This is a genomic window from Ensifer sp. Root423 (assembly GCF_001426275.1).
GTDB lineage: Bacteria > Pseudomonadota > Alphaproteobacteria > Rhizobiales > Rhizobiaceae > Ensifer > Ensifer adhaerens.
Genome location: NZ_LMEG01000015.1, coordinates 64,282 through 87,404, shown reverse-complemented (window position 1 = coordinate 87,404; position 23,123 = coordinate 64,282). Strand labels below are relative to the sequence as shown.

Below are 23,123 nucleotides of genomic sequence, written 5' to 3'. Positions count from 1 at the left end.
ATATTCGATGCACTACAGCGTTCAGATCTTCACCTGGACCCCGCGGCAGGGTGTCCACCAGGTCGGATCGGCAATCGAGGTGGACGCCCCCAATTCCAAGGCGGCAGCGGTCTCGCTTCTCGGCCTCAGGCTGGAAAACCAGGGATGCGCAACGAAACTCGCCGTCCGCGTCTGGCACGACGACGCCTACCAGGCGGAATGCGATTGTTATTACTACAACAACTGAGCGGCCAGTCTCGCCGGCGCAACGTCTCGCTCTCCTGAGAGCGTCGGATGCGCCTATCCTGTTGATCCTTGAAAACCGATTGCCTGGTGCGGGCGGCGGGGATCGAACCCGCACAGCCAAGGCCGAGGGATTTTAAGTCCCTTGCGTCTACCAGTTTCGCCACGCCCGCATACAGCCTAGATCAAACACTCAGGTCAAACAGTCAAGGGTGATCGGGGGTTTCGGGGTGGACAACGCGCTTAGGCGCGCTGTTCTCTCGTCTTCATGAAAGTGAAGACGGCCGCGGCAATCAGCGCCCCAAGGCCGTAGACGATAAGCGCGTCGACAAACGGCCAGCCCGAATTGAACGAGTAGATGGCGGGTGCGGGAAACAACAGAACCGCCAAACCCGCGAGGCGCGAGGAAAAGACGCTCAAAGCCGAAACCTTCCTCAGCAGCCATCCAATGAGCATGCCCACCACCACCATCGATATCGCTGAAAACAAGCGCCAACATTGGTTCCCCTCATCTAAGCCACCATGGGGACGATAAGCTGACTCGTGTATCATCGATACGGATCATCTTATAGTTGCAATCGACTTGGCGCTTGCGGACGACAGTCAAGCCTTCAGTGTCAAGCGCTCAAGGACCGTGCCCAACCCGCCGAGATCCGCAATCTCGCGAAAACGCGGATGGTCCTCCGGCTTATCGTGGTGTTCGAACGACCAGGTAAGCGCGTGCGGGACATAGACACCCCAGCTTCCGGCACCGAGTGCAGGCACAATATCCGACTTCAGCGAATTGCCGACCATCATGCTTTTCAGCGCTCCATCGCCGTGACGTTTGAAGATGCGCTCGTAGGTGGCGACGGTCTTGTCGCTGACGATCTCGACGGCGTTGAAATAGTCGCCAAGGCCGGAGGCGGCGAGCTTGCGCTCCTGGTCGAAGAGATCGCCCTTGGTGATCATGACAAGTCGAAAATGGCCGTGAAGCGCCTCGAGGGTTTCCTTGACATGCGGCAGCGGCTCGACCGGGTGCACGAGCATGTCGCGCCCAACGGCGAGGATTTCTGCGATGACCGAGGAGGGGACTTTGCCACCGGTAACGTCAACGGCGGTTTCGACCATGGAGAGCACGAAGCCCTTGATGCCGAAGCCGTAGAGCCCAAGGTTGCGCTTCTCTGCGGCAAGCAGCCGGTCGGAGAGATGTTCGGTGTCGGTGTGCGGCCTCAGAAGCTCGGCGAAGCGCGCTTCCGTCAGCCGGAAGAACTGCTCGTTCTGCCAGAGTGTATCGTCGGCATCGAAGCCGACGGTCGTTACAGTATGGGGCATAATATTACGGTCCGGCAATCTTGAAGGGTTGGTCGACGCTGGCACTTTTGCCGCTGTTGACGTCATTGAAGTGGAAGCGCAGCACATAGTCGCCGGCAGGCGCGCCGGAAACGTCGATGGTCAGCGTCGAATAGATTTCCTGGTTTCTGAGGTGGCCGGTGAAGGTGAAATCGCCGAACGCCTTCTGGCCGGCGAGCACGTCGCCCTTCGGATTGAGAATATCGAAATCAACGGTGAAGTGGCTTTCGAGTTGGCCTTTCGTTGCCGAATCCTTCCAGGTGAGGCCGATCGGCTCGATATAGGAGATCAGCGACTCTCCCTCCTTGAAGACTGCGCCCTCGCGCGGATCGTACATGGCGTAGCCAGTCGGCGCCTTGGTCACGAAAACCGCCTTGCCGATCGCCAGCGGCAACGTTTGCGAAAAGTCGCTCATCGCCTGGCGGAGCAGGTCATGGGCTTTCGCCGCGTCGCCGGAAGCCGCGAGCTTTTCGGCCTGCACCGCCGCGTCGGCAAGCGGGCCGGCATGGGCCGCGAGACCAGCCGAAAGCGTCACGGCGGCGGTCAGCATCGCCAGACGACGTATATGTTTCACCATGACGTTCCCCCATCGCCGGTTTCGACCGACTTTCGGCATCTGCTGCACCGAGTCAAGACGATAGGGCCGCCAGGCGAATGGTCAATGCTTCCAGAAGACCGGCGTCAGGATTACCAGCACGGTCAGCACTTCGAGACGACCGAGCAGCATCATCAGCGACAGCAGATAGAGTTCGGGATCGCCGAGCGTCGAGAAGTTGCCGGCCGGCCCGATGATCGGACCAAGGCCCGGGCCGACATTGGAAAGGCAGGTAATGACGGCCGAGGTGGCGGTGACCAGATCGTAGCCGAGCGCTCCCATGGCGAGACTGCCGAGCACCCAGAGCAGCATATAGGTGATGAAGAACAGGAAGATGGAGCGTTGCGTGTCCGCGTCGACGGTGTTGCCGCCATAGCGCACCGCATAGATCGCATTGGGATAGACGATCTTGTTCAGACCCGACCGGATCGCATTGAAGAGCACGATGAAGCGATAGGCCTTGATGCCACCGGCGGTCGAGCCGGAGCAACCGCCCATGAAGGTGGCGATGAAGGCTGCGATGACGACGAAGGGCCCCCAGAGGCTGTAGTCCTGGCTGGCATAGCCGCTGGTCGAGAGGATAGAGGTGATGTTGAAGAAGGAGTGTGCCAGCGCCAGATGGAATTCCACGCCATTGGCGAGCCGATGATAGACGGCAACGGCAATCGAGAAGGCCGAGAGATAGCCGAGGAACACGATGATCTGCGGGTCGCGCAGCGCATCCAGCCTGCCACGGGCGACGAGCACGATCAGGATCGAGAAGGGTAGGCTGCAAAGCGCCATGAAGAAGGTGGCGGTCCAGAGCAGCGGAATGCTGCCGAAATAGGCGAAGGATGCATCATGGGTGGAAAAGCCACCCGTCGCCACCGTCGACATCGCGTGGTTGATCGCATCGAAGCGGTTCATGCCCGTCAGGAAATAGCCGATCGTGCAGAGAAGCGTGATGACGACATAGATCGCGAGGAAAGCGCGGCTGAAGCTCGCGAGCCGGGCAAAGGGTTTGTCGCCGGTGTCGGAGGATTCCATCTTGAAGAACGACATGCCGCCGACCCTGAGATAGGGGATGATGAACAGGCCGAGCACGACGATGCCGATGCCGCCGAGCCAGCACAAAAGTGACCGCCAGAGGAGGAGCCCGGGCGGCGCATCGTCCAGACCGACGATCACTGTCGCACCGGTCGTCGTGATGGCCGAGACGGATTCGAACAGTGCCTGGGCAAAATCGAGCTTCATCGATGACAGCCAGAGCGGGATCGCGCCGACAACCGAGAACACGGCCCACAGCATATTGACGAGAACAAAGCCGAACTTCTTGGAGAAGGGCGGCGGGCCCATGCGCGTCGCCATGAAGGTCGCAAGCGAAAGGCCGCCGACCATGAACGCCGAAGCGGCAAAGATCTGCCAATCCGAATGGCCGTAATAGAGATCGACCATCGCCGGCACCAACATGGCGCAGGCAAGATATATGCCGAGGATCGCCGAAATGTGCACGGCATGCCGGATCAGGGTTGCGTTCAAGCGTTTATTTCCCGGAAGAACAATGTGGCCGTGCCGGTGGAACGGTCAGTGCGTCATTTTCAACGTCGGCCCGATTCGAGTCAAAGCCATGGCTTCGGGCGTTGCGATGTGCAATAGCGACGGCCAGCGACCAACTCAACGGAAGACCGCACGTGATGAAGCAGGATGTCGAAACCGCAACCGAAGCCTTGCGGGAGATCTTCCCGCCGACGCCGCTGCAGCTCAACGAACATTTGAGCGCACGCTACGGTGCGAATATTTACCTGAAGCGCGAGGATCTTTCGCCGGTTCGCTCCTATAAGATCAGGGGCGCCTTCAACTTCTTCCGCAAGGCGATCGGTGCCGGCGCCTCGGGTAAGACCTTCGTCTGCGCCTCGGCCGGCAACCATGCCCAGGGCTTCGCCTTCGTCTGCCGCCATTTCGGCGTTCCGGGTGTCGTGTTCATGCCGGTGACGACGCCGCAGCAGAAGATCGACAAGACCAGGATGTTCGGCGGCGAGTTCATCACCATCAAGCTGGTCGGCGATATCTTCGACCAGTGCTACAAGGCTGCCCGCGACCACGTGGAGGCGATCGGTGGCGTCATGGTGCCGCCTTTCGACCACGCCGACATCATCGAGGGACAGGCAAGCGTCGCGGCGGAAATTGCCTGGCAACTGCCGGAAGAGGTGGTTCCGGATCTCGTCGTGCTGCCGGTTGGCGGTGGCGGTCTTGCCGCCGGCGTCACCGGCTACCTCAAGGATAAGGTTGCAGCCGATCACTTCATCTTCTGCGAGCCGTCGGGTGCGCCGAGCCTGCGCGAAAGCCTGGAAACCGGCAGCGTCGTGACCCTCGATCAGGTCGACAACTTCGTCGACGGTGCCGCGGTTGGGCGCATCGGCGACCTCAATTTCGCGGCACTTCGGCGTTTCTCGCCTGACCAGGTCATGTTGCTGTCGGAGAACGCGATCTGCCAGACGATCATCGACATGCTGAATGTCGAAGGCGTCGTGCTTGAGCCGGCTGGCGCTCTTTCGATCTCGGCGCTGGAAGCGCTGGGACCGGAGACGCTTGCGGGCAAGACGGTGGTCGCGGTCGTTTCCGGCGGCAACTTTGATTTCGAGCGCCTGCCTGACGTCAAGGAGCGGGCGATGCGCCACGCCGGCCTCAAGAAGTACTTCATCCTGCGCATGGCGCAGCGGCCGGGCGCGCTCCGCGACTTCCTCAACCTGCTCGGCGACGAGGACGACATCTCGCGCTTCGAATATCTGAAGAAGTCAGCGCGCAACTTCGGTTCCATCCTGATCGGCATCGAGACAAAACATGCCGAGAATTTCCCGGTGCTGAAGGCTCGCTTCGACGCCGCGGGGCTGCGCTACCAGGACATTACCGAGAACGAGATCCTTTCCAACCTCATCATCTGACGGGAGTGGGCGTCGCGGTCAATTATCGGCACTTAGGCTTTGACAGTGTTGGCCGCGGCGTCTAAGTCTTGGGCATGGCATCGTTTTTCTCGAAATTGTTCGGCCGTTCCGGCAACTCCGAAGACCAGGCGCAGGCAGCACCGGGGAAATCCGAGGCCTATGCGGATTGCACCATCCGTGCGACGCCGATGCGCGAGGGCTCGCAGTTCCGTCTGGCGGGCAACATCGAGAAGGTCTCGGCCGAAGGCGGCGCCAAGGTTCGCAGCTTCATCCGTGCCGATCTCTTCGCGTCCGAGCAGGACGCGATCGACGCGGCGCTGCGCAAGGGGCGCCAGATCATCGACCAGACCGGCCCGTCGCTGTTTTCCGACGACGCCTCGTCGCGCCAGGTCTGAGCCGGCTTGTCTCTTCAAGATAATCTAATGTAAACATAAGCTTGCCTGTCGAAACTCATGTTTTTCGGTAGGAGTGCCGTTGGCTTGTGTCGGCGGTTCAGCCAGCTGGTCGACTGCGCGCCAAGTGCGTGGGCCGCCGCAAGCGGCAGCCCACACTGATCGGTTGGGGGCTCAGAGCTTGATGCGGAAGCGCGCAAAACCCTCGGCGGCGTCGCCAGCGTCCTCGATCGTCACGCCCTTCACCTGTGCCAGGAACTGCCGTGCCTTCGGTCCACTGTCGAATGTCACGCTCGTCCCGGCGAGCGGAGCGAAGGTCCAGTTGGCGTCGGCCGACGGATTGATCGTGCCCTGGTCGATGATGTAGCGCACCACCACATCGCGGTTGGTGTCGGGAGCCACGAACACCACCTTGTCGGCGGTGATGTCGGGGAAGTTGCCGCCGCCGCCGGCCCGGTAGTTGTTGGTGGCGACGACGAATTTCTGCGCCGGATCAATCGCTTGTCCATTGAACTGCAGGTTCTTGATGCGGTTCGATGCGGCGTTGATCGTGTTGCCGTCCTTGTCGAACTTCGGCGGTACGGAAAGGTCGATCTGATAGGTGACCCCGTCGATGACGTCGAAATTGTAGGACGGGAAGCCGCCGTTGATCAGCGGCGCGTCGGAAGCCCCCGGCTTGACCTCGTTGAAGATGCCGGCCGACATTTCCAGCCAGTTGCGCACCTGTTCGCCTGTTATGACCACGGCCTGCACCGTGTTCGGATAAAGGTAGAGATCGGCGACGTTCTTGATCGCGATGTCGCCGGCCGGAACGTCGGTGTAGTAATCGGCGCCGCCGCGGCCGCCGGCCTTGAAGGGGGCCGCGGCTGAAAGCACCGGCAGGTCGCGGTGCTCGGTGTCCTTCAGCATGTCCTTGATGTACCAGGTCTGCGCCTGGCTGACGATCTGGACCGACGGGTCGTCGGCAACCAGGGCGAAGTAGGAATAGAGCGGCGCGCTGGTCTTGCCGACGGGCGTGCGCACATAGGCAAGCGTCGCCTCGTGGTCCTTTTGTGCGGCGGCCAGAACGTCTTGTCGATCGGCGACTTCAGCCACGACTTTCTTTTCAACGCGGCGATAGATTGGCCGCGCTTCGCTTGTCGAGCTGACGACGCGCCAAGCTCCACCCTCACGCTCGATCAAGAGGTCGATCAGGCCGAGATGCGAACCCCAGAAGCCGCCCATGACGCCGGGCTTGCCGGAGATCAGGCCCTTCTTGTTGTCGACGCCGCCAACGCCGTCGAACTTCGGCCCAGGAAAATCGAGATGGCTGTGACCGGTGACGATCGCATCGATACCTTCGATCGCGGCGAGCGGAACGGATGCGTTCTCGAGGTTCTCCGCATAGGCTTCCTGGCCAATGCCGGAGTGGGAGAGCGCCACGACGATGTCGGCGCCTTCCTCGCGCATCTGCGGCACCCAGGCTTCCGCCGCCTTGACGATGTCGCGGGCATCGGCCTTGCCCTCCAGGTGCTTGGCGTCCCAGGTCATGATCTGCGGCGGTACGAAGCCGATGAGACCGATGCGGATCTGATGCTCCTGGCCGGAACCGTCCTTCACCTTGCGGTCGAGGATGACATAGGGCTTCAGGAACAGCTCGTCCTCCCGCGCATTGGCGGCAAGCGCTCCCTTCGTCAGGTTGGCGCAGACGAGCGGGAAGTTCGCCCCGTTCAGCACCTTGAACATGAAGTCCAGGCCATAGTTGAATTCGTGGTTGCCGAGCGTGCCACAGTCATAGCCGAGCACGTTCATGGCCGCGACCACCGGGTGGAGATCGCCGTCCTTCATGCCACGCTGGTAGGCGATGTAGTCGCCCATCGGGTTACCCTGCAGGAAGTCGCCGTTATCCACGAGGATGGAGTTGGTCGCTTCGGCGCGGATGGCGTCGATGATGGAGGCGGTGCGCGCAAGGCCGACCGTGTCGTTCGGCTTGTCGCCGTAATAGTCGTAGGGGAAGACGTGGACGTGCAGGTCCGTCGTTTCCATGATCCTGAGATGCGCCTGGTTGGCGGCAGCGCGAACCGAGAATGGATGCAACATGACGAGTGCCGAGGACGCTGCGGCCCCCGCAAGAAGCGAGCGGCGCGTGAGGTTAAGCGGGGAAGTCATCGATGTCATGCGGTCCTCCATTGATCAAGAATGCGGGTCTTCATGGAAAAGGAATACAATTGGGGGTTTTGTTCGCTGGCGGGCGAACGACGGTGGGTTGGCGCTGAATATGCCGGAAAGCTGGCGTTTCCGAAAGCGGCAGATTTTCGCACTGAAAGGTCGAGCAACAGCGGACACCCGGTAAAGTTTTCTTCAAGTTTCCTGGTTAACGGTGCTTGAGGAAACGGAACCTTCTCAAGCACATGCCAAACGCCAACCTTATTCTCTTCGTCGGCGAGGCACTGGTCTACGTCACGGCGATGATCGGGCTTTTGCACCTTCGTGCCCGGTTGGGTCTCGGGGTCTTTGTCGCGGCCCTCGGCGTCATGCACTTCATCGAGACCTATCTTGCCGCGGTCTTTTATGTGCAACTGCCGTTCGGCGTGATTTCGCCCGGATCGGCCGTGCTGTTCTCCGGTAAGCTGATGATGATCCTCCTCCTCTATGTGAAGGAGGACGCAGCAACGGTGCGCCAGCCGATCTATGGTCTGCTCGCCGGCAATTTCCTGACGGTGGCGCTCAGCCTTCTGTTGCGGCAGCACGATACGGTGTCGATCGTCGCGGAGCGCTCCGCCGACCTCGCCTTCATCGACGAGATGGGGTGGCTGATGGTCTGGGGAACGACGATCCTCTACTTCGATGCGCTGATGATCATCCTGCTCTACGAGCGCCTCGGGCGGTGGTTGCGTCACTTCGTGACCGTCCGTTTCCTCATCTGCGGTTTCGTGGTGCTCACCTTCGATCAGGCCGCCTTCTATGCGGCGCTGCGTTGGTGGAACGGCGCGCCGGCCGAGGTCTTCTGGGGCGGCTGGATGGCGAAAATGCTGGCAGCACCCTTCTATGCCATTGCCGTCGGCCTTTATCTCAACCTCTCGCGCCACCCGTCGCTTGCCATGTCGGACCGGCCGCTTGGCGACATCTTCAACACGCTGACCTTCCGTGAGCGCTACGAGGACCTCTTGTCGCGCTCCGGGCAGGACACGCTGACGGGCTCGCTCGACCGCAGCCGGTTCGAGGCCGAGGCACCGGCAATGCTGCGCGCCGCGAGCGCCGAAAACGCAGCCGTGACGCTGATGATCATCGACGTCGACCACTTCAAGGGTGTGAACGATCGATTTGGCCACCTGGAAGGGGACCGTGTGTTGCAGCGTCTGGTGGAAACGGTGAAGTCGAAATTGCGCCCGGTCGACCGGCTGTTTCGCTATGGCGGCGAGGAATTCGTGATCCTGTGTCCGGCAATGATGCATGCCGATGCGCTGCGCCGCGCCGAGGAGATCCGGATTGCGATCTCAGATCAGATTGCGACGCCGGACGGTCGCTCGGTTACGGCGAGTATCGGGCTTTCTTCGACGCCTGCCGATGGGGTCTCTGTCGAGGATTTACTGGCGCAGGCCGATCTGAGGCTCTACGCCGCCAAGGGACGCGGCCGCAATTGCGTCGTCGGCCGATAGGTTTTCGGCCGCTTTCAGATGCCGACATTCGGCCGATCGATGATTTCGCGCAGCGAGAAGCTGGAATTGATCTTCACCACATGGGGCAAGGCCGAAAGCCAGTCACGGTGAATGCGTTCGTAGTCTTGCAGATCCTTGGCCGCGACCCGCAGGATGTAGTCATATTCTCCCGACATCAGGTAGCAGACAAGCACGTTCGGACAGAGCTTTACCGCTGCCTCGAATTCGGCGAGCGTCTTTGCGAACTGCCCCGAGAGCGAAATATGCACGATGACCATGATCTGGTAGTCGAGCGCCTTATGGGCGATCCGCGCATGATAGCCGGCGATCGTTCCCGATTTTTCCAGGATGTCGACGCGCCGAGAACAGGCGGACGGAGAGAGTCCGACCTTCGCTGCGAGGTCGGCATTCGAGATCCGGCCGTTCTGCTGAAGAATGCGCAGAATCGCATGATCGATGGCATCAAGTTCGCTCATTCGTGATTTCCCTCAATCCTGCGCCTATTGTCGCAACATTCTTCGAAATCAATGCGCGCTGGCTTTCGTCTTTGCAAGGACATTCGATTGTCGGCGTGTTTTGCTGATTGCCTCGTCAAAAGCGGCGCAAAGCCCAACAGGAGAGGAACGCAAGGATGCGTGTCGGTTGCCCGAAGGAAATCAAAAACCATGAATATCGTGTCGGCCTGACGCCCGGCTCGGTGCGTGAATATGTTGCCCATGGCCACGAGGTAATCGTGGAGACCAAGGCCGGGGCAGGGATCGGCGCGGACGACGATGCGTACCGTGCCGCTGGCGCGAAAATCGTCGCGACGGCGAAGGACGTGTTCGAAAAGTCGGACATGATCGTCAAGGTCAAGGAGCCGCAGCCCTCCGAATGGGCGCAACTGCGCGAAGGCCAAATTCTCTATACCTATCTGCATCTTGCGCCCGATCCGGAACAGACCAAGGGCCTGTTGAATTCCGGCGTCACGGCGATTGCCTATGAAACCGTCACCGACGATCGCGGCGGCCTTCCGCTGCTTGCGCCGATGTCGGAAGTTGCCGGGCGCTTGGCGATCCAGGCCGGTGCGACCTCGCTGCAAAAGGCCAATGGCGGCCGCGGCATCCTGCTCGGCGGCGTGCCGGGCGTGCTGCCGGCCAAGGTGACCGTCATCGGCGGCGGTGTCGTCGGCCTGCATGCCGCCCGCATGGCGGCGGGTCTTGGCGCTGACGTCAGCATCATCGATCGCTCGATCCCGCGTCTGCGCCAGCTCGACGATCTCTTTGCCGGCCGCGTGCACACGCGCTATTCGACCATTGACGCGCTGGAAGAGGAAGTGTTTTCAGCCGATCTTGTCATCGGCGCCGTGCTCATCCCGGGGGCAGCAGCACCAAAGCTTGTGACCCGCGAAATGCTGACCGGCATGAAGAAGGGGGCTGTCATCGTCGATGTCGCCATCGACCAGGGCGGCTGCTTCGAAACCTCGCATGCCACGACCCATTCCGATCCGACCTATGAAGTCGACGGCATCGTGCATTACTGCGTTGCGAACATGCCGGGTGCCGTGCCGGTGACCTCGGCGCATGCGCTCAACAACGCGACACTGCATTATGGTCTGCAACTCGCCGACAAGGGCCTGAAAGCGATTGCCGAAGACCGGCATCTGCGCGCCGGCCTCAACGTGCACCGCGGTCGCGTCACAAACGCACCCGTCGCTGAAGCACTCGGCTATGATGCCTATGCGCCGGAAGCGGTGCTGAACGTCGCCTGACGGAATTGATCCAGCGGCCCGGCAGCGATGCCGGGCCGGTTGCCACGAAGGCGTCAGGCGGTGACGATCCGGCACTGGTAGCAGCTGTACTTGGTCGAGCGCACATGGACGGCTGAAATGTCGGATCGTGCCAGCAGTTCATTCGCTCGAGTTTCAAGCTGTTCCCTGGTGATGACGTCACCGGTCCCATAGACGATCCGTTCGTCGGGGCCGTAGCCGCGCAGGAGATAGCTGTCACGCGAGCTCAGGATCGGCGGCAGGGTTTCGCCATCATGCGCCGGGCACGCCTCGGCGTGCATGAACACCGGGCCGGTTTCCGCATAAGGCTGCAATGAGGAAAACGGTCGAAGCGCGAAAACCAAATAGGGCGCGCCGGCTTCGACATAATCCAGGCAATGACGGCACGGTACGCCGTCGCCATCGGAGATCTGTCGCTCCGGCGCATTGCCATACGCGTCCAGCCCGCCCTCTCTCATCCGGCGGGCTTCCGCGTCAGACATCGGAATATAGCGCAGCGACATCGTGTATCTCCTTGATCGGCTTGAATTGTTCGATCAGGAGAGTGCACCGGCCGCAGCCATCGGGACACCCGGAACTTGCCGGATGGTGTTCGTCAGAGGTTTTTCACCAGGCTCAGAAGCTCGGCATCGGTCAAAGGCTCGACCGTGGCCTCGCGGGTCGCGACTGGCGAGAAGCCGAATTGCTGATAGAGCTGCAGCGCGCGGGGATGGTCGAGGTTGTTGGTGGTCACCTTCAGCTTGCTCGGATTCAGCGCCCAGGCGGCAAACAGCGTCTGCAGCAGGAACCATTTGCCGAGCCCGAGGCCGAGTGCGTGTTCCATCAGCCCGAAATGCACAAGTTCGACCACATCGTCGTCGCCCTGATGCAGTTCGAAGAATCCGGCCGGCGCGCCGTTGACGTAAAGAACCGTCACGCTCCTCCGCTTGTCGCCAAGCAGTGCTGCCAGATCCTCGTCGCTCATCCGCAGCCGTTCGGTCCAGTGCCAGCGACGTCCGACGCGCAGATAGAGAAACCGATAGTAGCCGAGCGGAATGTCGGAGACGCGCAGGATCGCCGTCTGGATATTGACCGGCATCGGCAGGCTCTGCTTCGGCGGAGCGGTCATTTCGAGTTCGGTGACGTGCGCCGTCAGTGAGGCGAGCTTCGGAGGGCGCATGGCGTCACTCGCGACCTGTGACGACGGCGGTGTCGGTGCGGCCACCCCATTCCGACCAGGATCCGTCATAGAGCGTGTTGTCGGTGTGGCCGAGCGACTGTAGCGCCAGGGTGATGATGGCGGCAGTTACGCCCGATCCGCAGGTCGTGACCACGGGCTTCGAAAGATCGACGCCGGCCGCTGCGAAGGTCTGGCGGAGGCTCTCAAGATCCTTGAGCTTCCCGTTTTCCGAAAAGACGCCTGAAGGAAGGCTGTGGGCGCCGGGCATGTGACCGGAACGAAGGCCGGCACGCGGCTCGGCTTCCTCGCCATAAAAACGCGGGGCGCCACGGGCATCGGCGATCTGGATCGCGCCGTCGGCGACGATCTGCTTCATTCCGGCCAAGGAGGTAACGGCGCTGGGCGTAAAGCTCGGCTTGAACGTGGCCGGCTTGGGCGAGGGCACATCCGTGCTGACGGGTCGGCCTTCCCGGTTCCAGCCGTCCATGCCGCCATCGAGCACATAGACATTCTTGGCACCCATGATGCGCAGTTCCCACCAGACGCGCGGCGCCGTCATGATGCCCGGGCCGTCATAGACGACGATCGTATCCGTCTCGCTGACGCCAAGCGTACCGACGGCTTCAGCAAAGGCTTCCGGCGAAGGCAGCGTATGCGGCAGGCCGCTCGTATGGTCGGCAATGGCATCCTGGTCGAAGAAGACAGCACCGGGAATGTGGCCGGCGTCGTATTCCACCTTCGGGTTGCGTTTCTGTGCCGGCAGGTACCACGACGCGTCGAGGATCCGGATCGAGGGATCGCCGAGGCGCTCCTGCAGCCAATCGGCGGAAACGACAAAGGCGCTCTTGTTGTTGGTCACGATCGCAACTCCTTACTCAAACTGATGCGCGGTCTTCGGCGGTGCCGAAGCGGATACGGAACCGGCGGTTCTCCTTACCCTTTTTCTCGATCTTGGCGATGTGGATGGCGCCGACTTCCTGCGTCTCCGACACATGCGTACCGCCGCAGGGCTGGCTGTCGACCGCCGAGTTCTCGCCGATGCAGACAAGGCTGACGCGCCCCAGGCCGATCGGCGGGCGAACATTCTTCGACTTGACGATGCCGGGGTTGGCGGCCAACTCGTCGTCGGTAATCCACTGAACGTAAACGGGGTGGTTTTCGTCGACGAGCTTCATCAGCGCTGTTGTGACCTCGTCCCGGTCGATCGTCTCGTTCATGTCGAAATCGACACGGCTCTCGTCCTCGCCGACCGACGCTCCGGTGATCGGGAAGGGGCAGACGACCGAAAGCAGATGGCAGGCCGTGTGCATGCGCATCAGCCGGTAGCGGCGCGGCCAGTCGATGTGCAGAACCAGCTTCTCGCCGATCTCGGGCGCCGGCTGGCCCTCGGCCGGCACATGGATGATGATATCCTTGGTCTCCCCATGGCGGGCGACCGCGATGTCGATGCGGCTGCCATCGGCGCGCTCCAGAAAACCCGTGTCGCCAGGCTGGCCGCCGGAGGTGGCATAGAAGCAGGTCTGATCAAGCTCGATCCCGCCATCTTCGAGGATTCCGGTGACGCTGGCCTCACATGTCGAGAGGTAGAAGTCGTCACGGAAGAGGGCAGTCACGGTCCTGGTCATCGCATTCCTATCCAACTGATTCGTATGGCACTGCAATGTTGGAAGCCGTCTTCAACCACGTCGGCACCGGCAGCCCCTTGGAGGCGAGGAAGTCCGGGTTGAAGAGCTTCGACTGATAGCGGTTACCATAGTCGCACAGGATCGTCACGATCGTATGTCCCGGCCCGAGGTCCTTGGCGAGCCGCACGGCCCCGGCGATGTTGATGCCCGTCGAGCCACCCACGCAAATGCCTTCCCGCTCGATCAGGTCGAAGACGTAAGGCACGGCTTCCGAATCGGGAATCTGGTACGAGAAGTCGGGAGTGAAGCCTTCCAGATTGGCGGTGATTCGGCCCTGGCCGATGCCCTCGGTGATCGAGCTTCCTTCGGATTTCAGTTCGCCATTGGCGTAGAAATTGTAGAGGGCCGCCCCTTGCGGGTCCGCCAGGCCGATCTTGACCGAGGGGTTTTTCGCTCTGAGGCCCTGGGCGACGCCGGCCAGCGTGCCGCCGGAGCCGACAGCGCAGATGAAGCCGTCGACCTTGCCGTCCGTGTCGCGCCAGATCTCGGGCGCCGTGGACTCCACATGGGCGTCACGGTTGGCGACGTTGTCGAACTGGTTGGCCCAGATCGCCCCGTTTGGCTCGGTCTTGGCCAGTTGCTCGGCGAGGCGGCCGGAGATCTTCACGTAGTTGTTGGGGTTCTTGTAGGGAACGGCCGGCACTTCGACCAGCTCGGCGCCGAGCAGCCGCAGGGCGTCCTTCTTTTCCTGGCTCTGGGTTTCCGGAATGACGATGACGGTGCGGTAGCCGAGCGCCTGGCCGACCAGCGCCAGGCCGATGCCGGTATTGCCGGCCGTGCCTTCGACGATGACACCGCCCGGCCGCAACTGGCCGGTGCGCTCCGCATGGCGAATGATCCAGAGCGCCGCGCGGTCCTTCACCGATTGTCCGGGGTTCAGAAACTCGGCCTTGCCGAGGATCGTGCAGCCTGTCGCGTCGGATACGGATTTCAGCCGGATCAGAGGCGTGTTTCCGATTGCTTCGAGCACGGACGGGAAAATGGCCATTTTCAGAACCTCGTGTTTGAGGACAGGCACCGCGGTAAGGCGGCACGTACCAGGTAAAAGCGAACGGCGGACAGCGAATATCGACAACGTTCCGGGACCGCCGAAATGTTGGCGTGTTTTCGGCTCAGCCTGCACTTCAGGCAAGAAATAGCGTTTCGCCGTCGCTCTGTCCCGAACAAAAATCGTCTCCAGGGACTGCGAGAGCCGGCGGCAAGGAGCGCTGCCGCGAAGAAGGGCCGGGCAAGTCATTTTTCGCCCACAGAAGGAGATGCGTACGTGTTTCCCGGCGCGTGCCGAGGAGTGAGTGATGAGTATTCAATCTACGAAATCGGAACAGAAACTGGCTTGGGTGACGGGCGCAAGCTCGGGAACCGGGCGGGCACTGGCGCTCGCGCTGGTGCGGGAAGGCTATTCCGTCGTCGTGACGGCGAGAAACCACGACAGGCTCGTGGACCTGCAGCATGAAGCAGCAAGCGAAGGGCGGATCACCGTGCTCGACGGCGATGTCACTGACCCTGCCGACATGGAGCGGGTGATGGCGGCGATCGAATATGATCACGGGCACCTTTCGCTCGTGGTGCTGAACGCCGGGGTCGCGCTGCCGGTGCGCGGAGACGAGCTTCACCGCGAGGCCTTCGAGAAGAGCTTTGCCGTCAACCTCAACGGCGTCGTCAACTGTCTCTTGCCGGCGGTGGACCACATGAAGACGCAGGGGTACGGACACATCGCCATCGTCTCGTCGGTGGCCGGCTACGGCGGACTGCCGACCAGTGCCGCCTATGGCGCCACCAAGGCCGCGCTGATCAATATGGCGGAAAGCCTGAAGTTCGATCTCGACCGGCTCGGCGTCCGGCTGCAGATCATCAGCCCCGGCTTCGTCGATACGCCCGGGACCGCGCGCATTCGCTTTCTGCGACCGGCGCCGGTGAACAGTGAAGAGGCGGCAAGGCGCATCGTTGCCGGCCTGAAGTCGCGAAGGTTCGAAATTGCCTTCCCACGCCGGTTTGCCTACGCGGTGAAGCTCATGGACCTGCTGCCCTACAGCCTCTATTTCCGCCTGCTGAACTGGCTGACCCGCGGCAAGGCGGAGGCCATGGAAGGACAGAAGCGCGCCGGACCCGGCGGCCGCCCGCGTCAGGCGGTGTGAAGCACTAGCACCGCGCCGAAGATGAGCGCCAGTCCGACCCAGCCGATCGGCTTCAGCTTCTGACCGAACAGGAAGCGGCCGCAGATGGCCGTCCCGAAGATCCCGGTTGCGCCAAGCACCGCATAGGCGATGGCGAGCTCCATGCCCTTGATGGCTTCCGCTAGGAAGGCAAAGGCGGCGAGCACTAGCAGAATCGAAAGGATGCCCCAGCCGCGGCGGGCGAACCCTTCCGATTTCGTCGAGGCGAGGTTGGCCGCAATATCGAGGATGCCGGCCACGACCGCGAGAACGAAGTAGATGCTAGGCGCGCTCATCGGTGGCTCCTTCACGCGCTGCCTCGTCCTCGTCATGATACTCGCCGGCATTGACGAGCAGGATGCCGACGATCGCCATCGAAAGCCCGAGCATTTCGCGTCCGGTCAGCACATGGCCGAAGACGAAAACCGAAACCAGGGTGATGATGGCGACGCCCGAACCTTCCCAGATCGCATAGGCGACGCCGACCGATATCGTCTTCACCGCCTTTGCCAGGAAGACGTAGGAGAGTGCGATCGAGACATACATGACGATGTGGCCGAGATAGGAGCCGCTTTCGGAAGCGGCCTTCATCACCGTCAGGCCCACCACTTCGGTCGCGATGGCGAGCGCGAGGAAAAACCATGCAAGACGCATGCTGTACCTTTGAACAGAAACTTGGATCGACCGCCTCTTAAGCGCTACGGGTGACGCGGTAAAGACGCGCCGTGCGCTTCACTCGAAGACGATCTGCCGGACGTCGATGTTGCGGGCACGGAACCCGGCCTCGCAGTAGTAGAAGTAGAACTCCCACAACCGCTTGAAGCGCAGGTCGAAGCCGAGCGGCTCGATCCTGTTCCAGACCGCCCAGAACCGCTCCCGCCATTCGCCGAGTGTGCGGGCATAGTCGACGCCAAAGCCGAAGTCGTTGATCATCCGCAGGCCGACATTGCGGCCAAGCTCGACCAGATGCTCGCGCGTTGGCAGCATGCCGCCCGGGAAGACGTATTTCTGGATGAAATCCGGATTGGAACGATACTCCTCGTAGGATTCGGGCTTGATCGTGATGATCTGCAGTCCGGCCTTGCCCCCGGGTTTCAGGCACCGCTTCAGCTGCGAGAAATAGGTTGCCCAGAATTTTTCGCCGACGGCCTCGAACATCTCGATCGAGACGATGCGGTCATAGGTACCCTTTTCTTCACGATAGTCCTGGAACTTCAATTCGACCCGGTCGGCAAGGCCCGCACGCTGCATGCGTTCGCGTGCGAAGGCCAGTTGCTCGCGGCTGATCGTCAGCCCCGTGACCTTGCAGCCGATTTCCGTTGCCGCGAACTCGGCAAAGCCGCCCCAGCCGCAGCCGATCTCAAGCACATGATCGCCGGTGCGCAGGTTCGTCGCTTCCGCGAGCGCGCGGTATTTGGCTTTCTGCGCTGAGCGAAGATCATTGGCGCCCGTTGCATAAAGCGCAGACGAATAGGTCATGCTCGGATCCAGCCATTCGCTGTAGAAGGCGTTGCCGAGGTCGTAATGGGCCGAGATGTTGCGGCGCGCGCCGGAGTGGGTGTTGGCATTGCGCCAGTGCAGGAACTTGTCGAAAAGGCGAAGGAGCCCGCGCGCACGGTTCGGAAAATTCCTGCCGATTTCGGCGTTGACGAGGAACAGTTCGAGAAAGGCGCCGACATCGGGACTGTCCCAGTCGCCGTCGATGTAGCTTTCCGCAGCCCCGATGGTGCCGCCCGAGATAGCACGCTGCGGCAGGTTCCAGTTGTTGAGGTTGAGGATGGCGCTGGGGCCGGCCCTGGCGCCTTTGATCACCAGCCTGCGGCCGTCTGGCGTGGCGAGCATCAACGTTCCCACCTGAAGGTGCACCAGGGCGCCAAGCACCATGCGCGCCTTGAGCGGGAAATCCCGCACGGCCGTCGCCAGATTTTCGGAAGATAGCTCCACCGCACCGGCAAATGCAGCAAAATCGGCTTCCAGGTTACGCATACACCACCCCCTCAGCTGTTGCATCCGTAACGTGAGCCTAGCCGCAATCGGGCGAGACGCCAACTGAGGAATTCTACCGGAGGCTCTACGTCTCCTCGGAGAGTCCCGCTGCGCTTGTGATCTGCCGGAAGGCTGCCAGTGCCCGATCGCGGGCAAGGGCATGGTCGACGATCGGTTTCGGGTAGGTCGTGCCGAGTTCGATGCCGGCTTCGGCAAGGGTCGTGGCGGGCGCTGCAAAGGGGCGATGGACATAGCGCGGGTGGAGGCGCTCCAGCTCCGGCACGAAGCGCTTCACATAGAGACCGTCGGGATCGAATTTCTCCCCTTGCAGGACCGGGTTGAAGATGCGGAAGAACGGTGCGGCGTCCGCGCCCGATCCGGCGACCCATTGCCAGCTTGCGGCATTGTTGGCCGGATCCGCGTCGACCAGCGTGTCACGGAACCAGGCTTCTCCCTTGCGCCAGTCGACGAGCAGGTCCTTGATGAGAAAGGAGGCGACAATCATGCGAACGCGATTGTGCATGTAGCCGTGGCGCCATAGCTGGCGCATGCCGGCATCGACGATCGGGTATCCGGTGAGCCCTCTGGTCCATCGAGTAAAATCGTCCTCGTCGTTCAGCCAGTGGAAGCGGTCGAATCGACGGTCGAGGTTGCGGCGGCCAAGCTCCGGATAATGAAACAGCAGATGATAGGAGAATTCGCGCCAGGCGAGTTCCTTGCGGAAGGTGGCCGCCCCTTCGCCGCTATCGGCCTGGGGCCCAGCTGCCGCATGCCAGGCCTGCGCCGGCGAAATTTCGCCAAAGGCGAGATGAGGCGAGAGCAGGGATGTGCCATCCGCGTCGGGAATGTCGCGGCAGCGTTTGTAGGCGTCGAGCTTCTCATCGACGAATTCTTCGAGACGGGTGGCCGCACCGTCTTCGCCCGGCGTCCAGACCTCGCTGAATGTCGCCGCCCAGTCCGGTTTCGTCGGCAGCAGCGACCAGTCGTCAAGGCGTTCCGATCGCGGCCATGCTCCCGGGGCTGCGATATGGTGCGGCCGGTCGATCGGCGGTGCCAGCTCGTTTTTCAGTTCGAGCGCGCGCCAGAACGGCGTGAACACGCGGTAGGGGCCGCCCGTCGTCGTCAGCAGCCGCATGGGCTCATGCAGCAATTGTCCTGCAAAGCTCTCCGTGATGATTCCCCGCTCGGCCAGCGCCTTCTTGAGCGCGGTATCCGTGGCGATGCCGTTCGGGTCGTAGCGCCGGTTCCAGTAGATGCGCTCCGCACCGCTTGCGCGCGCAATCTCGACAATCACGTCAAGCGGCGCGCCTGATCGAAGAACGAGGCGAGAAGCGTGCCGCGCGAGACTTGCGCCCAAGGCCTCGAGCGAATGGTGCAGCCACCACGCCTGCGCCGCCCCGAGCGCACCGTTGCCGCTGTCGGCGGGTTCGCGAATATAGAGGGGAATGACGGCTGCCTCGCCGGCGGCAGCCGAGAGGGCGCGATTGTCGGCCAGGCGGAGATCCTTGCGGAACCAGACGATGATGGGCGGCGCCGCGGCCTTTGTCATGAAGAACCATCGGGAGGTTGGGGATTGATCACCTGGAGAACATAGGTGCAAAATGAAAAAGAGCCATTCGCATCGCTGCAAATGGCTCTTTTAGAAAGTGGCTCCCCGGGCCGGATTCGAACCGGCGACCTGTCGATTAACAGTCGAATGCTCTACCGCTGAGCTACCAGGGATCATCCGCGCCGTGTGCGCTTCAGAAGTGAGGCTGCTAATACGCATGCTTTTCTGATTTGCCAAGCGCTTTTTTCAAAAAAAATGACAAGTTCCGTTGCGAGGCTGTGGAGAAGTCCCCAATTGTGGGAAAACACGCCGGATAGGGAATGATGAATAAAAACAGGAAGCAGACGCATTTCGGCATTGATCCGCAAACACGACAGATCGTGCTGGGAAAATGGCGTATCGCGTTGCCCGACTCGCCCCTGCTGCGCATCCTGCTGGGTTCGCTGCTGGTGTTTTGTGGTTTTCTCGGTTTCTTGCCCGTGCTGGGCTTCTGGATGATACCGTTGGGCCTGATCGTGCTTTCCCACGACATTCCCTCGGTTCGCCGCCGCCGTCGTCGTCTGGCCGTCTGGTGGGCGCGCTGGCGCGGGAAGGCCAACTCGTCGAACGGCTCCTGAGGCGGACGCCGATTTAACGATCTTGTTGTCGAGGGCAGGGCGGTCGGCAGTTTTGGCCGTCCCGTAGCAATTCCGAATCTCTCAACAAGGGCCGTGGCCGCGCAGGCGAATGACCGGTTCCTGGCGGTCTTCCCCTCTGTTGGGGTGCCCTCGAAAACTTTTCGGCAACCCATCAAACGCATAATGCGGTCTCGAATCAGGATGGGGACCGATGGCCAAAGCCACTACGAAACGTCGACGCCGCAGTTCGGGCCGAAGCACCAGCAAACAGGGCGGCATGGCGCCGTGGTATCTGGCCGCAGCGCTCACCCTTGGCGGCGTCATGGCCTACGACCATCGCGCCGAGTTGCGGCACTGGCCGGTGGTTTCCGATGTCATGGCCTTTGCATCGCGATCGGAAACGAAGCCGAAGCCTCAGCGCGCGGTTCCTGAAGCGCAGGAGCGCGTTGCCCAGCAGGCGGATAGGCACAAACCGAATCCGAAGCCCAACCCGGCGACGAAGGTTGCCCTGGCCGCCCCGGTGCCGTCGGTGAATGTCGGCGTCACGCCGCCAACCCCTCTCGTGCGGCCGAATGAAGAGGTGAAGACGGCATCCATCCGTACCGATCAGTTCTATTTTTGCGGCATTCGCAACGACAACTGCGTGATCGATGGCGCGACCTTCGTCTTCCATGGCGAGACGATCCGCGTCGCCGATGTCGATGCGCCGCGAATCCGCCAGGCAAGCTGCGACAAGGAGCGTTCGCGCGGCTTCTACGCCAAGCAGCGCCTGCGCGAATTGCTGAATGCAGGCGACTTCAGGCTGATCTCGGCGGGAGGGCGATCAGATGCCAAGGCCGGCGAGAAACTGCGCCTGGTCACCCGCGGTGACCAATCTCTTGGACGTGTACTCGTTTCCGAGGGGCTCGTGCGGCCGTGGGAAGGGCGCCCGACGCCCTGGTGCTGAGATCAGCTGGGAGACGATCGGCGGACATCGTCGATCGTTCTGTGGAAAGTATCCGTCCTGCAAATCGACGGCGCGTTTTTCAGAAAATGCCTCTTGCGGTTTTTCTGCAATCATTCTAAATCCGCGCCAACGCTTGGTTATCCGAGCTGTGAGGCCTCGTGGCGGAGTGGTGACGCAGAGGACTGCAAATCCTTGTACCCCGGTTCAATTCCGGGCGAGGCCTCCAATAATCTCACCTCGTTAAATTTGGTTTGGCGTTCTGCCTTAGGGCAGCGCGGTAAAATTCGCGACACGTCCGCGCAAGCCACGTCGCCTATGCCTCCGTCGGATCTTATCGCTTCGGTGAATTCGGTAGAGGGGGAACGATGACTCCGCTGAGATCAACCGTATCGGTAGCGTCCGTCAACATTAAGAACGGAGGCAATGGCATCAATGAAAAAGAGACTGATCCTGACGGCGTTGGCGTGTTTTGCGGCGACCGCTATGGAGGCGCGCGCGGACGACCTGGTTTTCCAGCTGAAGAACAACACCGGCGCGGTACTGACGAATTTCTATACGTCGCCGGTCGGCGTCAATGAATGGGAAGACGATGTTTTCGGTCGGCAGGTCCTGAACCCCGGCGAGAGCATGGAGATCACCATTGCCGACGGGCGGGACGTCTGCAAATACGACATGCGATTCGAATTCGAGGAAGGCTCGGCCCTCGATACGACCGAGGACACGCAGGATCTCTGCGAACTCGGCGAATACACGATCCACGAATAAGCGATCTGGATTTCAGGTCGCCTTAAACGGAAAGAGCCTCGCCACTTTCAGTGGCGAGGCTCTTTTGATTCGGCGTTCTGCCTGGAATTCAATGGTAGCGGCGGATCAGCCCGACGAGCTTGCCCTGGATCTTCACGCGATCCGGTCCGAAAATGCGCGTCTCGTAGGCGGGGTTGGCCGCTTCGAGCGCAATCGACGCGCCCTTGCGACGGAAGCGCTTCAGCGTCGCTTCCTCGTCGTCCACGAGCGCCACGATGATGTCGCCGGGATTGGCCGAGTTGCCGTTGCGGATGATCACCGTGTCGCCATCGAAGATGCCGGCCTCGATCATCGAATCGCCCTTTACTTCGAGGGCGTAATGCTCGCCGCTGCCGATCATGTCGAGCGGAACGGTAATGTCATGGGTGTTGTTCTGGATCGCCGAGATCGGCACGCCGGCAGCGATGCGCCCCATCACCGGGACGGAAACAGACGTGCTTTCGGCGACCGGCGCCGGCTTCGGCGTGGCAGGAGCGGCGGCCGGCGGCTTTCCGAGGCTGCCCTCGATCACGCTCGGCGAGAAGCCCCTGCGCGGCTGTTGCTGGCCGGCGGCGTAGGCTTCCGGAAGCTTGATGACTTCGAGCGCGCGCGCCCGGTTCGGCAACCGGCGAATGAACCCGCGTTCTTCGAGCGCCGTGATCAAACGGTGAATGCCGGACTTCGACGCAAGGTCGAGCGCATCCTTCATTTCATCGAAAGACGGCGGTACGCCCGACTCCTTCATGCGTTCGTGGATGAACAGAAGCAATTCCTGTTGCTTGCGGGTCAGCATGGCACGTCGCTCCAGAGGCGTGAAACAAATCAAGAACAGACACTATCTGTTCCATATGTGTTCCGCAAGTGCCTAAAATTCCGTGAATTCAGGCAATTGGCTGCTTCTGTGGGGGGCGATTGGTCACTTTTGCGGGAGCGGGGCGGTTTTCGGCGACGGTTGCGTCCCAAAACAGCGCCGGGCAGGTCAATCGCGCGCGTGATTCGAACGAATCGCGGCTCTCTTCGCGGAGAGACTTAAGTCGCTTGCGAGGCCGAGCAGGCGTCTTCGAACTCCTTCACCGTTTCGGCGCTGTTGTCTTCCGGAAGCACTGCGTCGGCCGCATCGGTCGCAACGGGCGTATCGCCGTCATAAACGAAGGACTGGATGTAGAAGGCGAGCGCGCCCTTCCAAACATTGCGTCCATCGATCTGATGGCACGGCACGGCCCGTTCGAAATCGGTCTGGAGTTCATCCACCGTCGCGGCACTGAGCTTGACGTCAGGCATATTGGGCGATGCGACTATCGAAGCGAGAAGCAGGGCGGCAAGCACGGTGATCGTCCACTTGATGAAGGGGTGGGACTACGGGTTGGTAAACGATGT

27 protein-coding genes and 3 tRNA genes are annotated in these 23,123 nt (G+C 61.6%); 11 read left to right on the top strand and 19 right to left on the bottom strand.

Annotation, left to right across the window (positions count from 1 at the left end; all coding sequences use genetic code 11):
- The first annotated feature begins 7 nt into the window (after positions 1-7).
- Positions 8-226, top strand: a complete 219-nt coding sequence (locus ASD01_RS16210; RefSeq protein ID WP_034791089.1) for a hypothetical protein — start codon at positions 8-10, stop codon at positions 224-226.
- 84 nt (positions 227-310) lie between these two features.
- Here ASD01_RS16210 and ASD01_RS16205 read toward each other — a convergent pair.
- The 5 genes from ASD01_RS16205 to ASD01_RS16185 form a co-directional block, all read right to left on the bottom strand.
- Positions 311-395, bottom strand: a tRNA-Leu gene (locus ASD01_RS16205).
- 70 nt (positions 396-465) lie between these two features.
- Complete coding sequence (locus tag ASD01_RS16200; protein WP_127889037.1) at positions 466-678, bottom strand: hypothetical protein; 213 nt, start codon at positions 676-678, stop codon at positions 466-468.
- 147 nt (positions 679-825) lie between these two features.
- Entirely contained in the window at positions 826-1,536 is a 711-nt protein-coding gene (locus tag ASD01_RS16195) for an HAD family hydrolase (RefSeq protein WP_034791095.1), read from the bottom strand.
- A 4-nt stretch (positions 1,537-1,540) separates the two neighbouring features.
- Positions 1,541-2,131 carry a hypothetical protein gene (locus ASD01_RS16190; protein ID WP_034791097.1) on the bottom strand — a complete coding sequence of 197 codons (591 nt, stop codon included), beginning with the start codon at positions 2,129-2,131 and terminating at the stop codon, positions 1,541-1,543.
- Positions 2,132-2,212: 81 nt separating this feature from the next.
- Entirely contained in the window at positions 2,213-3,667 is a 1,455-nt protein-coding gene (locus ASD01_RS16185; RefSeq protein ID WP_034791099.1) for a TrkH family potassium uptake protein, read from the bottom strand.
- Positions 3,668-3,822: 155 nt separating this feature from the next.
- Here ASD01_RS16185 and ilvA point away from each other — a divergent pair, with 155 nt between their 5' ends.
- Both ilvA and ASD01_RS16175 read left to right on the top strand, forming a co-directional pair.
- On the top strand, positions 3,823-5,070 hold the full coding sequence (ilvA, locus tag ASD01_RS16180; RefSeq protein ID WP_034791101.1) for a threonine ammonia-lyase: 1,248 nt from the start codon (positions 3,823-3,825) through the stop codon (positions 5,068-5,070).
- A 74-nt stretch (positions 5,071-5,144) separates the two neighbouring features.
- Positions 5,145-5,465 carry an HlyU family transcriptional regulator gene (locus ASD01_RS16175; protein WP_034791108.1) on the top strand — a complete coding sequence of 107 codons (321 nt, stop codon included), beginning with the start codon at positions 5,145-5,147 and terminating at the stop codon, positions 5,463-5,465.
- A gap of 171 nt (positions 5,466-5,636) precedes the next feature.
- On the opposite strand, the gene ASD01_RS16170 is transcribed toward ASD01_RS16175, so the two are convergent.
- Positions 5,637-7,610 (bottom strand): bifunctional 2',3'-cyclic-nucleotide 2'-phosphodiesterase/3'-nucleotidase, encoded by a 1,974-nt coding sequence (locus tag ASD01_RS16170; protein ID WP_034791390.1) that lies wholly within the window; start codon positions 7,608-7,610, stop codon positions 5,637-5,639.
- A gap of 42 nt (positions 7,611-7,652) precedes the next feature.
- On the opposite strand from ASD01_RS16170, the gene ASD01_RS36010 reads away from it, so the two are divergent.
- Both ASD01_RS36010 and ASD01_RS16165 read left to right on the top strand, forming a co-directional pair.
- Positions 7,653-7,829: a hypothetical protein gene (locus tag ASD01_RS36010; RefSeq protein ID WP_156552957.1), complete on the top strand. Its 177-nt coding sequence runs from the start codon at positions 7,653-7,655 to the stop codon at positions 7,827-7,829.
- A gap of 23 nt (positions 7,830-7,852) precedes the next feature.
- On the top strand, positions 7,853-9,100 hold the full coding sequence (locus ASD01_RS16165) for a GGDEF domain-containing protein (RefSeq protein WP_034791114.1): 1,248 nt from the start codon (positions 7,853-7,855) through the stop codon (positions 9,098-9,100).
- Positions 9,101-9,114: 14 nt separating this feature from the next.
- Here the strand turns inward: ASD01_RS16165 and ASD01_RS16160 are convergent, their stop codons facing one another.
- On the bottom strand, positions 9,115-9,576 hold the full coding sequence (locus ASD01_RS16160) for an Lrp/AsnC family transcriptional regulator (RefSeq protein WP_034791115.1): 462 nt from the start codon (positions 9,574-9,576) through the stop codon (positions 9,115-9,117).
- A 155-nt stretch (positions 9,577-9,731) separates the two neighbouring features.
- Between ASD01_RS16160 and ald the strand changes: the two genes are divergently transcribed.
- Positions 9,732-10,850, top strand: coding sequence for an alanine dehydrogenase (gene ald / locus ASD01_RS16155; protein WP_034791117.1), 1,119 nt, complete (start codon positions 9,732-9,734; stop codon positions 10,848-10,850).
- Positions 10,851-10,903: 53 nt separating this feature from the next.
- Here ald and ASD01_RS16150 read toward each other — a convergent pair whose 3' ends face one another.
- The 5 genes from ASD01_RS16150 to ASD01_RS16130 form a co-directional block, all read right to left on the bottom strand.
- Entirely contained in the window at positions 10,904-11,371 is a 468-nt protein-coding gene (locus ASD01_RS16150) for a DUF1203 domain-containing protein (protein WP_034791118.1), read from the bottom strand.
- Positions 11,372-11,463: 92 nt separating this feature from the next.
- Positions 11,464-12,027 (bottom strand): GNAT family N-acetyltransferase, encoded by a 564-nt coding sequence (locus ASD01_RS36755; protein WP_034791121.1) that lies wholly within the window; start codon positions 12,025-12,027, stop codon positions 11,464-11,466.
- A 4-nt stretch (positions 12,028-12,031) separates the two neighbouring features.
- Entirely contained in the window at positions 12,032-12,886 is an 855-nt protein-coding gene (gene sseA / locus ASD01_RS36750) for a 3-mercaptopyruvate sulfurtransferase (protein WP_034791123.1), read from the bottom strand.
- Positions 12,887-12,902: 16 nt separating this feature from the next.
- Positions 12,903-13,652: an alanyl-tRNA editing protein gene (locus tag ASD01_RS16135; RefSeq protein WP_034791125.1), complete on the bottom strand. Its 750-nt coding sequence runs from the start codon at positions 13,650-13,652 to the stop codon at positions 12,903-12,905.
- Positions 13,653-13,659: 7 nt separating this feature from the next.
- Positions 13,660-14,700, bottom strand: a complete 1,041-nt coding sequence (locus ASD01_RS16130) for a cysteine synthase A (RefSeq protein ID WP_034791127.1) — start codon at positions 14,698-14,700, stop codon at positions 13,660-13,662.
- 304 nt (positions 14,701-15,004) lie between these two features.
- Between ASD01_RS16130 and ASD01_RS16125 the strand changes: the two genes are divergently transcribed.
- Positions 15,005-15,847: an SDR family NAD(P)-dependent oxidoreductase gene (locus tag ASD01_RS16125; protein ID WP_051659213.1), complete on the top strand. Its 843-nt coding sequence runs from the start codon at positions 15,005-15,007 to the stop codon at positions 15,845-15,847.
- Here ASD01_RS16125 and ASD01_RS16120 read toward each other — a convergent pair.
- The 5 genes from ASD01_RS16120 to ASD01_RS16100 form a co-directional block, all read right to left on the bottom strand.
- A complete protein-coding gene (locus tag ASD01_RS16120) occupies positions 15,835-16,161 on the bottom strand; it encodes an SMR family transporter (protein ID WP_034791131.1) in 327 nt (108 codons plus the stop codon). The two genes, ASD01_RS16125 and ASD01_RS16120, sit on opposite strands and share 13 nt — an antisense overlap.
- A complete protein-coding gene (locus tag ASD01_RS16115) occupies positions 16,148-16,519 on the bottom strand; it encodes an SMR family transporter (RefSeq protein WP_034791133.1) in 372 nt (123 codons plus the stop codon). The genes ASD01_RS16120 and ASD01_RS16115 overlap by 14 nt, the downstream gene beginning before the upstream one ends.
- Before the next feature lie 78 nt (positions 16,520-16,597).
- On the bottom strand, positions 16,598-17,851 hold the full coding sequence (locus tag ASD01_RS16110) for an SAM-dependent methyltransferase (protein WP_090428172.1): 1,254 nt from the start codon (positions 17,849-17,851) through the stop codon (positions 16,598-16,600).
- An 85-nt stretch (positions 17,852-17,936) separates the two neighbouring features.
- Positions 17,937-19,400: a cryptochrome/photolyase family protein gene (locus ASD01_RS16105; RefSeq protein ID WP_034791171.1), complete on the bottom strand. Its 1,464-nt coding sequence runs from the start codon at positions 19,398-19,400 to the stop codon at positions 17,937-17,939.
- 98 nt (positions 19,401-19,498) lie between these two features.
- Positions 19,499-19,573, bottom strand: a tRNA-Asn gene (locus tag ASD01_RS16100).
- A gap of 150 nt (positions 19,574-19,723) precedes the next feature.
- Between ASD01_RS16100 and ASD01_RS16095 the strand changes: the two genes are divergently transcribed.
- From ASD01_RS16095 to ASD01_RS16080, 4 genes are all read left to right on the top strand, one after another.
- Positions 19,724-20,017 (top strand): hypothetical protein, encoded by a 294-nt coding sequence (locus tag ASD01_RS16095; protein ID WP_034791391.1) that lies wholly within the window; start codon positions 19,724-19,726, stop codon positions 20,015-20,017.
- 211 nt (positions 20,018-20,228) lie between these two features.
- A complete protein-coding gene (locus tag ASD01_RS16090) occupies positions 20,229-20,963 on the top strand; it encodes a thermonuclease family protein (RefSeq protein WP_034791192.1) in 735 nt (244 codons plus the stop codon).
- A 152-nt stretch (positions 20,964-21,115) separates the two neighbouring features.
- Positions 21,116-21,189, top strand: a tRNA-Cys gene (locus ASD01_RS16085).
- A gap of 197 nt (positions 21,190-21,386) precedes the next feature.
- Positions 21,387-21,728 carry a hypothetical protein gene (locus ASD01_RS16080; protein ID WP_034791197.1) on the top strand — a complete coding sequence of 114 codons (342 nt, stop codon included), beginning with the start codon at positions 21,387-21,389 and terminating at the stop codon, positions 21,726-21,728.
- An 88-nt stretch (positions 21,729-21,816) separates the two neighbouring features.
- Here the strand turns inward: ASD01_RS16080 and lexA are convergent, their stop codons facing one another.
- Positions 21,817-22,539 carry a transcriptional repressor LexA gene (lexA, locus tag ASD01_RS16075; protein WP_034791199.1) on the bottom strand — a complete coding sequence of 241 codons (723 nt, stop codon included), beginning with the start codon at positions 22,537-22,539 and terminating at the stop codon, positions 21,817-21,819.
- A gap of 236 nt (positions 22,540-22,775) precedes the next feature.
- Positions 22,776-23,072 carry a hypothetical protein gene (locus ASD01_RS16070; RefSeq protein WP_034791202.1) on the bottom strand — a complete coding sequence of 99 codons (297 nt, stop codon included), beginning with the start codon at positions 23,070-23,072 and terminating at the stop codon, positions 22,776-22,778.
- Between the last annotated feature and the right edge of the window lie 51 nt (positions 23,073-23,123).